We start from the raw sequence: 14,790 nt of genomic DNA on the forward strand, positions 1-14,790 counted from the left end.
GGCGGGGGCGTGGGACGGCGGTCCGGCGGGATGGTCTCCCGGCCCCCGGCCTGGGCCGGGGGAGGTGTCCCACGGGCGCCCACGCGCGCCGGACCGTTCCCCCGTCCGTCCTCGCGACGGAAGACGATCGTCGCGGTACCGAGCTCGATCTTGTCCCCGTTGACCAGCTTGACCTGCGTCGCCGCGCGACCGTTGACCAGGCTGCCGTTGGTGGACCCGGCGTCGACGTAGAGGAACTGCCCGTCGGGAAGCCGGCGTATCTCGCCGTGGCGACGAGACACACCGGTGTCGTTCAGGCGGATGTCGCACTCGACGCTGCGGCCGATCACGGTCGTCTCGGCGTCCAAGGGATACTCCCGTTCCCCTCCGCCCGTGGGCCCTCCCGGGGCCTTCGTGGTAATGACGAGGTGCGGGGTGCCGGGAACGCCCGGTCGGGGAGGGCGTGCGCGCCGTTCAGTCACCGCTCCCGGATCCGCGGCGGCCACGCTGCTGCGGATCCGGAAGACGCCGACATCGAGATCGGTGGCCTCGGACATCCGCACGGACACCGGGCCGACGAAGGTGTAACGCTGCTCGGCCGCATGCTCGCGAACCATCTCGGCGAGCTCGTCGCACAGCGCCCGGTCGTAGGGGGCGAGCCGGGCGAAGTCGCCGCCGGCGAGCTCGACGGCGAACTCGTTGGGCACCAGCACCCGGTTCGAACTGACCGCCCGCCGATCGTCGGTTTCCCGGGCCAACGCGCTGGCGATCTCGACGGGCTCGACTCCGCCCTTGAACACCTTCGCGAACGCACCCTCGACGAGGCCGCCCAGGCGCCGTTCGAAGCGTTGTAGCACGCCCATGCTCGACCTCCCTTCTCCCGGTCTGTGAGATCGTATGCCCCCGAGCGCGGACGTCCCACGGCTCGGCAGCTTGACATGTTCGCGACGGGCCCGACCCCCCTCCGTGAAGGACATCTCCGGCGTGGTAGCGTGTCGTCTGGTCAAGAGATAGTCCCACTCGGGCGAGTGGCGGAATGGCAGACGCGCACGGTTCAGGTCCGTGTGTCCTAGCGGACGTGGGGGTTCAACTCCCCCCTCGCCCACGAAAGTCCCCGGCTGCACGTGCTGCGCAGCCAGGGACTTTCGTCATGCTGGCCGGGGGGGGCGAGCCGCCCCCCGGGCCCCCGCGTTGCGTCTTCGGTGCCGCCTTGGTTGGTTGGGGCGCGGAGAGGCTCAGCCGGCGGGGCTGCCCACCGACGGCGTGGAGACATCCTCGGTGCGCACCGCCTCGATGCGCACCGCGTAGTCCTCGATCACCGGATTGGCCAGCAGGGTCGAGGCCAGGTGCTCGACCCGGGCCAGGACCGCGCCGTCGAGGTCCGTGCCCTCCTCCAGCTCCAGCTCGAAACGCTTGCCCTGGCGGACCCCGACGATCCCACTCACGCCGAGGCGCGGCAGCGCGGCGAGCACCGCCTGCCCCTGAGGGTCGAGAATCTCCGGCTTGAGCATCACATCCACCACAACCCTGGTCACACCCGCGGACACTACCGGTTGAGCGGCGTATGAGCCGGATCTCGCCCGCCTGAGGCGTACAGATCGTACAGATTCGGTAGGCGATCTTGGATAATGCGGGCTTCCCGGGAACATCGGCCCTTAAGCTCGGCTGGTGTCGTTCTGGCGGGCATCCGTCCCGGTCGTCGGGTTCGATCTCGATCTGACCCTGTTGGATGCCCGGCACGGCATCCGGGCGACCTTCGCCGTCCTGTCCGCCGAGACCGGGGTGGCGGTGGACGCCGAGACGGTCGTCGCCCGGCTCGGCCCGCCGCTGGAGACGGAGCTCGCCCACTGGTTCCCGCTGGCCGAGGTCGCGGCCGTGGCGGCCCGCTACCGCGAGCTTTACGCGGTCCACGCGGTGCCGGCGTCGCTGCCGATGCCGGCCGCGGTGGCCGCGGTGGCCGCGGTGCGGCGGCTAGCCGGCCGGGTAGTGGTCGTCACCGCGAAGAGCACGGCACTGGCCCGCGCGAGTCTGGACCGGATCGGCATCACCGCCGACGTGGTGGAGGGAGCCCGGTTCGCGCAGACGAAGGGCGAGGCCCTGCGCGCCCACCGCGTGGACGTCTTCGTCGGTGACCACGTCGGCGACATGGTCGGCGCCCGCGACGGCGGTGCTCTCGCTGTCGGGGTCGCCACCGGGCCCTGCTCGGCCGCCGATCTGCTCTCCGCCGGCGCCGACGTCGTCCTCCCCCGGCTGGCCGACTTCCCGCCCTGGCTGGTCGACGAGGCCCGGCGCCGACGACAGCCGGGCTGACGCCGCGACGCGGTCGGCCCGGCGGGGGTCCGCACCCCCGGCCGTGAGATCAAGGAACTACCGGGAGCGGGTGACGGGATCTGTCCGCGAACCGGTGCCGTCCCCGGGGTGGTCGGCGTCCCCGGGATGATCGGTATCCCTGCGGGCCCCGTGGTCGGGCGGATGTGGGTTGTTCACATAGAGATCGGGATCGCTCTCCTCGGGAATCCGGGATCGGGCGGCGGCGAGCACCCCCACCAGCGCCACGGCGAACCCGATGGTCAGTCCGCCGCCGGCGACGGCGTTCAGCCAGGTCGGCAGATTCTCGGTGCCCAGGAAGAAGGGGATCACCGCCGCCGCCGTGGCGACCAGACCGGTTCCGAAGAGCACGGCCCCGATCCGGACCAGCCGATCCGCCCAGGTCACCGGCGGCGGGGTCGCGACCGGAGCCATGACCTCGCTTACCGCACCGCCGGCCACGGGTCCGACCTGCCGGGACGAGGGTTTCGCCGACACGTGCGACAGCCTACGAGGATGTGTGCCGAACGGTGGGCCAGGCCACTGTCACGGGAGGGAGATGGGCGCACCCGACAGCCGATCGCTACCGAAGACGCACGCGACGTGCGGCCGACGGATAGCCTGGGAATCACTCATCTTCCGTTGCGTTGTCCTGTCGTTACACAGAACGAGGTCGCCCGTGCCCACCGGCAAAGTCAAGTGGTTCGACGTCGACAAGGGCTTCGGCTTTCTCAGCCGGGACGACGGCGGCGACGTCTTCGTGCACAAGGCCGCCCTGCCCGCCGGGGTCGACCGGCTGAAACCCGGCGACCGGGTCGAGTTCGGCGTCGCCGCCGGGCGGCGTGGCGACCAGGCACTGTCGGTCCGGCTGTTGACCGCCCCGCCGTCGGTCGCCAAGGCTGCGGCCCAGGCCGCGCGGCGCAGTCCGGACGAGCTGCACAGCATGGTCGAAGACATGATCAAGGTGCTGGACGACGTGCAGCGGGACCTTCGTCGCGGCCGGTATCCCGACCGGCGGACCGCCCAGCGGGTCGCCAAGGTCGTGCACGCCGTAGCCAACGAGTTGGAGGTCTAGGCCGGCGGCAGGAAACCGACCCGTCGGCCGCACCCGGTGCACACCGCGACCTGGGCGCCCGGTTCCTCGTCGGACGCCGCCAGGTGGGTCAGTGGCACCGGGCCACCGCACCAGGGGCAGAGCAGCCAGGGGCCGTCGACCCCGCGTGGGCCGGGCTCGGACGGACCGGATGTCACGTTTCCGCCAGCACAACGGTCACCCTATCCGCATCCATCGAATCCGCTGTCGAATCCGCTGTTCCCATCAGAACAGCGACACCGACCGAGCCAGCCACATCAATCGGGATCCGGGCATGAGCCGAGATCGAGCCCTTCATCAGATTGGCCACACTGGTACGCATCGGTTCACGATGCCTCCTCGGTTACGGCCTCATCCGCTGCGGCCTGCGCGCCGTGGCGGCAACACATTGTCGGGGAGCCGACCGGTCCCGTCGGCGGGGAGCCCGCGTGCGACTGGAAGCGTTGGCAGTGCGGCAGACTGCGAACGTGGACCAGACCGAACCATGAGCAGCCCCGCAGCCGGCCGCGGTGGCATCGCCGAGGGCCGTCCCACCTCCGCTGATCGGTGGAGGGCACGGATCGGCGGTCGGAACGAGGCGTCGGATCGGGATTCGAGAGGCATTCGTGTGACAAGCAGTGGACAGCGGTCGTGATCACAGCCGTGCGGTGCTGACCGTGGCCGACAACGCCGCGCGCATGGGTCCCGGCCGCTCCGAACCAGGTGATCCGCTCAATCCACACGAGCCCCGGTCGGTCGGCCCCTACGTTCTGCTCAGCCGGCTGGGGGTCGGCGGCATGGGCACGGTCTACCTGGCGAGGAACCGGGCCGGACGGCGGGTTGCCATCAAGGTCATCAGACCGGACCTGGCCGCCGACGAGGAGTTCCGCCGCCGGTTCCGGGCCGAGGTCGAAGCGGCACGCAAGGTCGCTCCCTTCTGCACCGCCGAAGTCCTGGACGCGGATCCGAATGCGCCCGCGCCATACCTCGTCACCGAGTTCATCGACGGCGTCCGGCTGGACATGCAGGTCGACAAGGGCCCGCTGACCTCGTCGACCCTGACCGGACTGGCCGTGGGGGTCGCGACGGCGCTTACCGCGATCCACAGCGCCGGCCTCGTCCATCGGGATCTCAAGCCCAGCAACGTGATGCTCTCACTGTCCGGGCCACGCGTGATCGATTTTGGGATCGCGCAGGCCCTTGAGGGCGCGAAGGCGAAGCCCACGGCATGGGGCTTCGGCTCCGCCGGGTGGATGGCGCCCGAGCAGGTGCACGGCCAGCCCATCGGTCCGGAGGCGGACGTCTTCGCCTGGGGCATCCTCATTGCCTACGCTGGTACCGGCCGCCACCCGTTCGGCGACGGTACGGACATCGACCTCGGCATGCGCATCGTCGGGTCCGCCCCGGACCTGCGCGGTCTGCCGCAGCCGCTGGTCGGCCTGGTCAGCGCGGCCCTGGCCAAGCATCCCGACGACCGGCCGAGCGCCCGGGACCTGCTGCTGCGGCTCATCGCGCAGCCACCCTCCCGCGGTACCGGTGCCATCGGCGAAGCGATGGGTCAGGCCGAGGAGCTCCTGAGCAGAACCGGCGAGGTGCCCCGCGCCGCCCCGACCCGGATCGGCCCGGCAACCTCGGCTCCCGCGCGTCAGGTCCACTGGAACGCGGGCGCTCCCGCCGCCCGGGTGGGCCAGGGACCGGGACAACCACGCCAGGCACCACCGGGGCAGTCCGGCGCGCACAGCCCGAGGGGACGCCCCGGCCCGCGGCCCGCCCAGCTGGGCGAGCGGATGGGCGGGCAGGTCCCCGGCGCACCGCCGGGGCCGTGGTCCGGCCAGCCTCCCGATCGGCACGGGCCGGTACCGGGCGAGCCCGGCGCGCCGTACCCGTCCTTCGCCCAGCCGCCGCCGGCCCGCGGGCTCGATCGCAGGCGACTCGTCTGGATCACCGTCATCGTCCTGGGCGCGCTGATCGCCATCGCGGTCGTGGTCAGCCTGCCCGGAAAGAGCGGCCAAAATGGTTCCGCGGAACAGTCGGCGGCCACAACCGTCCCGTCGCGCTCCACCGGTCCGAGCACGGCACCGGGTCCGGCCAGCGGCCTGAACCGCCCCGTCACGGATGGCCAGCTCGAGTTCATCGTGGATTCCTTCCGATGCGGGCAGACCAAACTCGGTGACGGACTGCTCGCTCGGCACACGGACGGCCAGTTCTGCCTGGCCCACGTGACCGTGCGCAACATCGGCGACTCCACCCGCACGCTGGTGACCTCATCCCAGTTTCTGTGGGACGGCGGCGGCCGGCACAGCGCCGATTTCCTCGCCCGCTTCCAGCTGAGTAACGAGGATCTGTGGGATTCGATCAACCCGGGTGACCTCAGAGCGGGCACCATGGTCTTCGACATCCCACGGGACGCCACGGCCCAGGAGCTGGAGCTGCACGACAATCCGGTGAGCGCAGGAGCCCGCGTTCCCGTCCCCTGACGGTGGCCGACCAACCCGGCGGGCCGATCTCCAGTTAATGTCACCCTCGATCCGAACGGACCCGAAGCGGGGCGAGCACTTCCCACGGGTTCCGAACCGTCGAGGTGGGGAGTCCGGTGCGAAGAAGCGGTGTCGGTCCAGATCGTCACGGACCCGGTCGGCCCGGTCGGCCCGGTCGGCCCGGTCGACCCGGCGGAGCCGCGGCCCTCGCCATCCTCGCCGTTTTCGTCCTCGTCGGCGGCCTGACCGGTTGCAGTGACCTTTCCGACCAGACCGGAACGTCCAACCGGGTTGGTGCCCCGACCGCCAGCGGCTCGGCGCTGAAGCTGCTCGCCACCCTTCCGATCAAAGCGGAGGACAACTCTCCCAGGTACCGCCGGGACGAGTTCGGGCCCGCCTGGTCGGACATCGACGACAACGGGTGTGACACCCGTAACGACATTCTGCGGCGAGATCTGCGCAGCACCACCATCCGCAGATCGGACGGCTGCACGGTGCTGACCGGCGAGCTCCGGGATCCGTACACCACCAGAATCATCCGTTTCGACCGTGGACGGAACTCTGCCAGCGTGCAGATCGACCACGTCGTCCCCCTGGCGGATGCGTGGCGGACCGGCGCGCTCAACTGGACCGCTCGGGAACGGCTCCAGTTCGCCAACGATCCGGAGAACCTGCTGGCCGTCGACGGTCCCACGAATCAGCGCAAGAGCGATCACGACGCCGCCGAATGGTTGCCGCCGAGCCCGGGGGAGCAGTGCCCCTACGTCGCGCGCCAGGTGGGATTGAAGGCCCGTTACCGCCTGTGGGTCGTCCAGGCGGAGGCGGACGCGATGCGCGCCGTTCTCCAGAAGTGCCCGAACCAGCCGGCACTGGGGCTGACCCCGAGCGGCTGACCGGAAGCCCGCGGCGCTGAATCATCCGAGAAATGCGGAGCAGCCGGCGGGGTCGGCCCGGGCCCGGCGGGGTCGGCCGGCGGTTCTCAGCGGACGGTGGGCGCGGCGCCGCTCTCGCTCACCATCGGGCGGCCGTGCGCCTGCCAGGAGAGCATCCCGTCAGTCAGGTTGCGGACCTGCCAGCCGCCCTGCCTGAGGTAGTTGGTGACGGCGGCGGACCTACCGCCCGAGCGGCACACCACGACGACCTCGCGTTCCCGGGGAACCTCGTCGAGCCGGGCGACCAGTTCACTCATCGGGATGTGCAGCGCGCCGGCGATGTGACCGGCGGACCACTCGTCGGGCTCCCGCACGTCCACCATCAGTGGGGCACCGTCCGCGGAAAGCTCGACCGGTAGCTCCGCGACGCCGACAGCCGGTATCTGATCGGTACTCACGTCTCCATCCTGCCATCAGGACCCTCCGAGGGGGCTTGCGGTTCAGCGCAGCGGCCGCGGAAGCACGGGGACGAGGTCGGCGTCGGCGGCGCGGGAGAGCAGGGCCTCGACGGCGGCGAACCCTTCGTCGCCGAGGTCGAGGCTGAACTCGTTGACGTACAGCTGGATGTGGGCGTCGACGACGTCGGGCGTCATCTCCTGGGCATGGGCGAGGACGTAGTCGGCGCTGGTGGCGGGATCGGCGAAGGCCGCGGCGACGCTCGCCCGCACCGCGGCGGACAGCACCGGACCGTCCAGCCCCCGGCGGGCGAGGATCGCGCCGAGCGGAACGGGCAGCGAGGTCTGGCCCTCCCACCAGTCGCCGAGGTCGACGAGCGCCGTCAGTCCGTAGGACGGGTAGGTGAAGCGGGACTCGTGGATGACGAGCCCCGCGTCATACGCGCCATCGCGGACGGCGGGCATGATCTTCTCGAAGGGAAGCACGTCGACGTTCGTCACGCCCTCGTCGGCCGCCCACAGCCGGAACAGCAGGTAGGCCGTGGTGCGGGTGCCGGGGATGGCGACCCGGGCACCGCGCAGGTCCGACCGCCCGGCGGTGAGGACGAGTGGGCCGCAGCCGCGGCCCAGGGCCCCGCCCGCCGTCAGCAGCTGGTACCCGGTGAGCAGCCACGGCAGGGCGGCATAGGACACCTTGACGAGGTCATCCCGCCCGTCGGCGGCCCGGGCGTTGAGGACGTCGATGTCGGCGAAGGTCACCGACACCTCGGGTGCTCCCGGGACGAGTCCGTGCGCGAGGGCGTGGAAGGCGAACGTGTCGTTGGGGCAGGGCGAGATGGCGAGCGAGAGCGGACCTGGAAGGTTCGAGGTGGTCGCCCGGCCAGCACCCATCTCAGTGCTCTCCTGTCCCGTGGTGGCCGCTGTTCTCGTGGTGGCCGCGGGCACCCGGGTGCCCGGCCGGGATCGTGGTGGAGACGTCGTTCGCGGTGGCCACCGGTGCGGCCGTCACCAGACCGTCCGGGTGGGTGACGAGTGCCGCGGCGGCCGTGCGGAGGCTGGCCAGCGCGACCGGCAGGTTCCAGCCGGACCGGTCCCGGCGCCCGACCGTGTTGCTGATGGTACGGATCTCCACCACCGGGACGCCGAAGGCCCGGGCGGCCACCCCGACGGCGTACCCCTCCATCGACTCCGCCACCGGGTCCAGCCGCTCGGTCAGCGCCGTGGCCCGACGCTCGGTGCCCGTCACCGTCGACACGCTGATCACGCTACCCGTGACGATCCGCCGACCGGTGACGTCGAGCACCGTGCCCAGGCGGTGGACGAGGTCCGGATCCGGGACCACCGTGGACGAACCGAGCCCGAGATCCTCCAGGCTCAGGAACGACCCCGCGGGGTTCGACGAGTGGGCGAGGCCGCCGCGGGGTGCCGGCGCGCCGTTGCTGTGGAACCCGAGATTGCGGTCCATCTCGCTGATGCGGCCGATCGGCGGAGCGGGCGGTTCCTCGTCAAGGCCGGACTCCGCGCCGAGGTCGGCGGCGACGATGCGATCGGCGAGGACGATGTCCCCGATCTCCGCCCAGCCGCGGAACCCACCGCCGATCCCCATCGCCACCACCAGGCTGAACGGCTGCCCCGCCGCGCTCGCCACCGACAATGCCACCGCGGTGCCCGCCGCCGCGGCCGGGCCGCCGGTGCCCGCCGCGAGCACCGTCACCGGTCCGCGTCGCCGGCCCACGTAGGGGCCCAGGGTGGAGGTGGTGAGAAGCTGGCGGTCCCATTCGGGGGACACCAGGCTGCCCGGTCCGACGGGGGTTCTGGTCCGACCGCTCGACCAGCTGCCCATCAGGCCGGCACACACCGCGTCCGCTTCGGCGGTCACCGCGGTCACGATCAGGGTACGGCTCACGATCAGGTCCGGATCATGATCTGGGGACGTCCTCGTCTGTTGTCGCATGCTGTCGGTCGATTTACCCGAACACCACCGCACCGGACGGTTGGGTAACAGCGCGGGATTTTCGATGGGGTGCAAATCGGACTTGTTGCCGGACCTTAGCATCGCGGACGACGCTGCGTGGTCCCGGTGGGGAGGTGTGGCACGCTGCGCGCACGGTGTATCCCCGTTCGGGGGCTGGTGTGCGCGGGTCGTTGGTTCCGGTCCGGCGGTGGAGTTGCCAGCGGTGGGTCAGGGCTTGAAGGTGACCAGGAACGGCCAGCTTCCCGACGCCTGGTCGCTGGAGCTGCCCGCCTCGGGAAGCGCGAACACCACGAGCAGGGCAGGCGTGTTCTTGGCGGGAACGTACCGGTAGTGCGTCTCGCTGATCTTGTCGGTCACCCGCTCCCTGCCCAGGACGAGGAAGTAGCCGCGGTCGGCGACCGACGTCGGCACGTCGATGTTGATGGCGCTTCCGGGCCTGACCGTGATGTGCGGCGGTGATACCGATTTCTGGATCACTGTCCCGTCCCGCTCGTACTGCGCGGCGTTCGTCCGCACGAAGTGTCCCCCGGACTCCATGGTCACCAGGGGAGTCGGTCGCTCGCAGCCGCTCAGGCCGAGGCCGACGACGACCGCGGCGGCGAGAGCTGCGGCGAGCCGCCGGAACGGGAGACGGCGGAGGAGGTGGGGCGTGCGCACGGTCGGAGGGTATCGCCGCCCGTGCGGTGGCGTCGCTCGCCGTCAGGGCCTTCAGCTGCTGGCCGGTGGGCACGGTGGCCCGGGTCACGTCGCTGGTGTGCCGGATCAGTTCCGGCGCCGCCATCGGAGGCCGCGGGCCGTTCGTCGACGGTCAGGCCGGGTCGGACCGGTCGGATCCTGGAGCGTCGCCGGAATGGGGAGTGGGGCCTGCCGCCACGGGTCGGCCGGTGGCAGCGGCGTTGACGCGGTCGCGTGGGCCGACGGGGGCATGGGTGCCTGCGTGGGCATGGGTGTCGGTGTGGGCATCGGTACCGGCGGGGGCATGGGTGCCTGCGAGGGAACCCCTGGGTGACCGAGCGGTTTCGTTGTGTCCGGATCGTTGTGGGCGGGTGGGCGGTTGCGGGTGTCCGCGCGGAACTGGGCGCGGGCGGCCAGCCGGGACTGGCGCAGCGCGCCGGCCTCCACGAACAACGTGATCCCCATCGCCGCCGCGGCCACCGCGAAGCCGACCGTCCCGGGCATCTCGATCAGTCCGAGGCCCCCGCCGGCGACCCAGGCCAGCTGCAGACCGGTCTCAGAACGGGCGAACGCGGAGTTGCGGGTGGTCTCCGGGATGTCCCGCTGGATGATCGCGTCCAGCGCCAGCTTCCCCATCGATCCCGCCATGGACGCCAGCAGCGCGGCGACCAGCGAGGTGAACTTGGTGTAGGTGATTGCCGCACCGAGGCATCCCCCTGCCGCCAACACCAGCGCGAGCATGAGGATGCCCTCGGGACGGCGCCGGCCGAGCCGGCCGCCGATGAAGACTCCCAGGCCGCTGCCGGCGCCCGCGCAGACCGCGAGCCCGCCCAGCCACAGGTTGTTCCCGCCGTTGGTGCGCAGGAGGAACGCCAGATAGAACGTCAGGAAGCCGACCAGACTGCGTAGCACCAGGGCGGCGCGCAGCGCCACCGGCAGCGTGCCGAGGAACGCCCGGATCCGCGCCCCGACACCGCGCCGGGCCACGCTCGGGGGAAGCGGCCCGCGCAGTGGCTGCTCACCGGCGGCGGAGTCGACGTGCCCGGGCAGGTTGAACGCCAGTAGGACCCCGGCCATGTAGACGAGGGCACAGATTCGCAACACCCAGGGATAGCCGACGAAAGGGATGGTGGCGATGCCCAGCCCGACGGGTGCCGCGACCGCCCCGGCGACGATGTTTACCAGCGAAATCCGTGAGTTGATCGTGACGAGCGTGAGTTCCGCCGGGGCCACCCGGGGAATGACGGCGCTGCGCGCGACGCCGAACCCGCGGGAGAGCACGAGCAGGCCGAGCGCGAGGGGGTAGACGGCCAGCCCGTCGAGTGCCCCCGCGAGCTGCCACGCCAGCAGCCCGCGGCCCAGGCAGATGGCGGCGAGCGCCGTCCGCCGACCGTAGGCCACCCGGTCCAGCAGTGGACCGATGACCGGCGCCAGCAGGGCGAACGGCACCATGGTGACCAGTAGGTAGAGGGCGACCTTCGACCGGGCCTCGCCCGACGGGACGGCGAAGAACAGCGAACCCGCCAACGCGACGGTCACCAGCGCGTCCCCGGCGGCGTTGACGAACGACAGCTCCGTCAGCGACGACAGCCCCGACCGGTCGGCGTCATTGCCGCGCACACTCGCCCGCAGCCGGCGCAGGCTGTTCACCACTGTGCTGCCCAGGTTCACCCTGCCCAGTGTCCTCGTCCTGGACCGGCGCCGTCCTGGACCGGCGCGGCGCCGTCCTGGACCTGCGCCACTACGACCACGTCGGGCGGTGGATGGGTTCGTGGGTGAGAATACTTCCCGTGGATGCTCCCGATGTTCGTAGGACGGTCCGGTCCGGGCGGGAGCCCGTGGCCGATCCGACCTGTGCGGCCGCCGTCGACCTGGCCCGGCAGGCGGCCGTCGAGGAGGCGGGGTCCGCGGCGGAGGTCGGTGCGCATCTCGGCGTCGAGAGCGAGGGGGACCGCCTCGTCCTGCACCGGTTCGCCTGCCTGGCGCGGGCCTATCCCGGCTGGGTCTGGACAGTGATCGTTACCCGGGCCGCGCGGGTGCGCAAGGCGACGGTCGACGACGTCGTGTTGATGCCCGGGGACGGGGCCATGCTGGCGCCCCCGTGGGTCCCCTGGTCGGAGCGGCTGCGGCCGGGCGACGTCGGGATCGGGGACCTGCTGCCGACCGCCATCGACGATCCTCGGCTCGCGCTGCGCACAGAGGACGCCGAGGAGTTCGTCGACACCGACGTCTTCCTTGAGCTCGGTCTGGGGCGGGCCCGGGTGCTGTCCGTGACCGGGCGGGAGGAGGCGGTCGAGCGCTGGTACGCGGGTCCCGCCGGCCCGGACGCATCCATCGCGAAGGTGGCGCCCGCATCCTGCCTGACCTGCGGATTCCACGTGCGGCTCGCGGGTGCGCTCGGCCGGATGTTCGGCGTCTGCGCCAACGAGCTCGCACCGGACGACGGCCGGGTCACGTCGATCGACCACGGCTGTGGGGCGCACTCGGAGGCGCTGGTGGCTCCTTCGGCGCATCCCGAACCCGTCCTGTTCGACGAGGACCCCTCCGACCTGGAGCCGATCGACGTCGAGCTGGTGGGTGTGGCCGCCCATCCGCCGGGTTCGGTGGACGACAACGGGGCGGGCGAGACCGCGGACGGCCCGGGACCGGAGCCCTACGGCCACTCCTGACCGGCCTCGCCCGCCGGGACTTACTCGGATTCATCCGGACGTACTCGTGTCTAGGTGAGCCGGCCGAACAGCGCCGGCAGCGTTCCCTCGTGCGCCGCGCGCAGCTCGTCGAGGCCGACGGTGAAGGCGTCCTGTACGTCGAGGGTGTCCCCGTCGACGACACCGACACGCCGCCACGGCAGGCCCCGCACCTCGCACATGTCGGTGAAGCGCAGTTCCTCCGCGCGGGGCACCGCGACGACGGCGCGGCCGGCCGACTCGCTGAACAGCTCGACGAACGGGTCCGATCCGGCCGGCAGGATGATCCGGGCGCCGTGCCCGCCGCGCAGGCACGACTCGACGAGCGCCTGGGCGAGCCCACCGTCGGAGAGGTCGTGCGCGGCGGTGAGCATGCCGTCGCGGGAACCGGCGACGAGGATCTCGCCGAGTAGCTTCTCCCGGGCGAAGTCGACGGCCGGCGGCTCGCCGCCGAGATGGCGATGCGTCACCCACGCCCACTCCGAGCCGCCGAATTCGTCGGCGGTCTCGCCGAGCAGGATCAGGACGTCCCCCTCCTCGGCGAAGCCGATGGGCGTCCGGCGCGTGACGTCGTCGAACAGGCCGAGCACCCCGATCACCGGGGTCGGATGGATCGGCGTCGAGCCGGTCTGGTTGTAGAACGAGACGTTGCCGCCCGTCACCGGGAGGCCGAGCCGCCGGCAGCCCTCGGCGAGGCCCGCGCACGCCTGGGCGAACTGCCACATCACCTCGGGGTCCTCTGGGGAGCCGAAGTTCAGGCAGTTCGTCACCGCGATCGGCACCGATCCGGCGGCGGCCACGTTGCGGCACGCCTCCGCCAGGGCGAGCTGGGTGCCGGCGAACGGGTCGAGCCGTGCGTACCGTCCGTTGCCGTCGGTGGCGAGCGCGATCCCCAGGCCGGTGGCCGCCGACAGCCGAAGCACGCCCGCATCTTCCGGCTGGGCGAGCACGGTGCCCGCCTGCACGTACCGGTCGTACTGGTCGGTCACCCAGGCCCGCGAGCACAGGTTCGGGGAGGCGACCAGCCGCAGCAGGGTCTCCCGCAGCTCCGGCCCGGTCCGTGGCCGGGCGAGCCGGGCGGGCGTGGGTGCGTCCGCCCGGACCAGGTCGAAGTCGACCGGGCGGCGCAGGGGGCGCTCGTAGACCGGGCCATCGTCGGCGAGTGATCCGGGCGGAACGTCGACGACGACCTCGCCGTGCCAGCGTACGGTCAGCCGACCGCTGTTGGTGACGGTGCCGATCCTGGTCGCGAGCACACCCCAGCGTTCGGCGAGGGCGAGAACCTCGGGCAGCGCCTCGGGCGTGACGATCGCCAGCATGCGCTCCTGGGACTCGCTCGCGAGGACCTCGTGCGCCGCCATTGACGCCTCGCGCAGGGGCACGAGGTCGAGGTCGACCTCCATGCCGCCGGGCTGGCCGGTGGCGATGCCCGCGGCGGTGGTCTCGGTCAGCGCGCAGGTCAGCCCGGCGCCGCCGAGATCCTGGATGCCGGTGACGAGCTTGCGGTCGAACAGCTCCAGGCAGGTCTCGATCAAGATCTTCTCGGTGAACGGGTCGCCGACCTGCACCGAGGGTCGCCGGGCCGGGCCGCCGCCCTCGTCGAAGGTTGCCGACGCCAGTATCGAGACGCCGCCGATGCCGTCCCGGCCGGTCCTGGCGCCGAGCAGGACGACGGCGTTGCCGACCCCGGTCGCCGCCGACGTCTGCACCCGATCGACCGGCATGACCCCGACGCACAGGGCGTTGACCAGCGGGTTACCCGCGTAGGTCGGGTCGAAGACGACCTCGCCGCCGATGGTGGGCAGGCCGAGGCAGTTGCCGTAGCCACCGATGCCGGCGACGACCCCGGGCAGGACCCGGGCGGTGTCCGCCGTGTCGGCCTCGCCGAAGCGCAGCGGGTCGAGCACGCCGATCGGGCGGGCCCCCATGGTCAGGATGTCACGGACGATGCCGCCCACACCCGTCGCGGCCCCCTGGTACGGCTCGACGAAGCTGGGGTGGTTGTGCGACTCGATCTTGAAGGTGACCGCCAGCCCCTCGCCGACGTCGACGACGCCCGCGTTCTCCCCCATGCCCACCAGCAGCCGGTCCGTCGACGGGGTGTCCCGGAACTGCCGCAGATGCACCTTGGAGGACTTGTAGGAGCAGTGCTCGCTCCACATCACCGAGTACATCGCGAGTTCGGCGTCGCTGGGCCGGCGACCGAGGGTCGCGATGATCCGGGCGTACTCGTCGTCGGTGAGCCCCAGCTCCTGGTAGGGCTGCTCGGCGGGGGGACTCACGGAGGTGGC

The 14,790-nt window shown here is 71.7% G+C and carries 15 protein-coding genes and 1 tRNA gene; 6 read left to right on the forward strand and 10 right to left on the reverse strand.

From position 1 onward, the window contains the following. Positions 1 to 842: FhaA domain-containing protein (locus AC08OO_RS18095; protein ID WP_476618807.1), on the reverse strand; the 842-nt coding region annotated here is incomplete at its 3' end. Positions 843 to 1,001: 159 nt separating this feature from the next. Here AC08OO_RS18095 and AC08OO_RS18100 point away from each other — a divergent pair. Then, positions 1,002 to 1,084, forward strand: a tRNA-Leu gene (locus tag AC08OO_RS18100). A 130-nt stretch (positions 1,085 to 1,214) separates the two neighbouring features. Here AC08OO_RS18100 and purS read toward each other — a convergent pair. Continuing rightward, positions 1,215 to 1,514 (reverse strand): phosphoribosylformylglycinamidine synthase subunit PurS, encoded by a 300-nt coding sequence (purS, locus tag AC08OO_RS18105; RefSeq protein WP_476610905.1) that lies wholly within the window; start codon positions 1,512 to 1,514, stop codon positions 1,215 to 1,217. Between the two features lie 133 nt (positions 1,515 to 1,647). Here purS and AC08OO_RS18110 point away from each other — a divergent pair, with 133 nt between their 5' ends. Then, the gene (locus AC08OO_RS18110; protein WP_476610906.1) at positions 1,648 to 2,289 is read left to right on the forward strand and encodes an HAD family hydrolase; all 642 of its coding nucleotides are present in this window, start codon (positions 1,648 to 1,650) and stop codon (positions 2,287 to 2,289) included. Positions 2,290 to 2,346: 57 nt separating this feature from the next. Here the strand turns inward: AC08OO_RS18110 and AC08OO_RS18115 are convergent, their stop codons facing one another. After that, positions 2,347 to 2,784, reverse strand: a complete 438-nt coding sequence (locus tag AC08OO_RS18115) for a hypothetical protein (RefSeq protein ID WP_476618808.1) — start codon at positions 2,782 to 2,784, stop codon at positions 2,347 to 2,349. Between the two features lie 181 nt (positions 2,785 to 2,965). Between AC08OO_RS18115 and AC08OO_RS18120 the strand changes: the two genes are divergently transcribed. After that, positions 2,966 to 3,361 (forward strand): cold-shock protein, encoded by a 396-nt coding sequence (locus AC08OO_RS18120; protein ID WP_011438780.1) that lies wholly within the window; start codon positions 2,966 to 2,968, stop codon positions 3,359 to 3,361. 172 nt (positions 3,362 to 3,533) lie between these two features. Here AC08OO_RS18120 and AC08OO_RS18125 read toward each other — a convergent pair whose 3' ends face one another. Then, positions 3,534 to 3,701 (reverse strand): hypothetical protein, encoded by a 168-nt coding sequence (locus AC08OO_RS18125; protein WP_476607884.1) that lies wholly within the window; start codon positions 3,699 to 3,701, stop codon positions 3,534 to 3,536. A gap of 355 nt (positions 3,702 to 4,056) precedes the next feature. Between AC08OO_RS18125 and AC08OO_RS18130 the strand changes: the two genes are divergently transcribed. Together AC08OO_RS18130 and AC08OO_RS18135 are read left to right on the forward strand one after the other, a co-directional pair. Then, positions 4,057 to 5,835, forward strand: coding sequence for a protein kinase domain-containing protein (locus AC08OO_RS18130; protein ID WP_476610912.1), 1,779 nt, complete (start codon positions 4,057 to 4,059; stop codon positions 5,833 to 5,835). A gap of 116 nt (positions 5,836 to 5,951) precedes the next feature. Next, positions 5,952 to 6,728: an HNH endonuclease family protein gene (locus AC08OO_RS18135; RefSeq protein WP_476610908.1), complete on the forward strand. Its 777-nt coding sequence runs from the start codon at positions 5,952 to 5,954 to the stop codon at positions 6,726 to 6,728. Positions 6,729 to 6,814: 86 nt separating this feature from the next. Here the strand turns inward: AC08OO_RS18135 and AC08OO_RS18140 are convergent, their stop codons facing one another. The 5 genes from AC08OO_RS18140 to AC08OO_RS18160 all read right to left on the reverse strand — a co-directional run bounded on the left by AC08OO_RS18140 (position 6,815) and on the right by AC08OO_RS18160 (position 11,483). Continuing rightward, the gene (locus tag AC08OO_RS18140) at positions 6,815 to 7,165 is read right to left on the reverse strand and encodes a rhodanese-like domain-containing protein (RefSeq protein ID WP_011438777.1); all 351 of its coding nucleotides are present in this window, start codon (positions 7,163 to 7,165) and stop codon (positions 6,815 to 6,817) included. 42 nt (positions 7,166 to 7,207) lie between these two features. Beyond that, positions 7,208 to 8,053, reverse strand: coding sequence for a 1,4-dihydroxy-6-naphthoate synthase (locus AC08OO_RS18145; RefSeq protein WP_476610909.1), 846 nt, complete (start codon positions 8,051 to 8,053; stop codon positions 7,208 to 7,210). Between the two features lies 1 nt (position 8,054). Further along, positions 8,055 to 9,068, reverse strand: coding sequence for a futalosine hydrolase (mqnB, locus tag AC08OO_RS18150; RefSeq protein ID WP_476610910.1), 1,014 nt, complete (start codon positions 9,066 to 9,068; stop codon positions 8,055 to 8,057). Between the two features lie 276 nt (positions 9,069 to 9,344). After that, the gene (locus tag AC08OO_RS18155) at positions 9,345 to 9,794 is read right to left on the reverse strand and encodes a hypothetical protein (protein ID WP_011438774.1); all 450 of its coding nucleotides are present in this window, start codon (positions 9,792 to 9,794) and stop codon (positions 9,345 to 9,347) included. A 105-nt stretch (positions 9,795 to 9,899) separates the two neighbouring features. After that, positions 9,900 to 11,483: an MFS transporter gene (locus AC08OO_RS18160; RefSeq protein WP_476610911.1), complete on the reverse strand. Its 1,584-nt coding sequence runs from the start codon at positions 11,481 to 11,483 to the stop codon at positions 9,900 to 9,902. An 8-nt stretch (positions 11,484 to 11,491) separates the two neighbouring features. On the opposite strand from AC08OO_RS18160, the gene AC08OO_RS18165 reads away from it, so the two are divergent. After that, positions 11,492 to 12,481, forward strand: coding sequence for a DUF3027 domain-containing protein (locus AC08OO_RS18165; RefSeq protein ID WP_023840643.1), 990 nt, complete (start codon positions 11,492 to 11,494; stop codon positions 12,479 to 12,481). A gap of 50 nt (positions 12,482 to 12,531) precedes the next feature. Here AC08OO_RS18165 and purL read toward each other — a convergent pair whose 3' ends face one another. Further along, a complete protein-coding gene (gene purL, locus AC08OO_RS18170; RefSeq protein WP_476610913.1) occupies positions 12,532 to 14,781 on the reverse strand; it encodes a phosphoribosylformylglycinamidine synthase subunit PurL in 2,250 nt (749 codons plus the stop codon). Positions 14,782 to 14,790: the final 9 nt, after the last annotated feature.

The sequence above is a fragment of the Frankia sp. CeCAU1 genome, assembly GCF_977971845.1.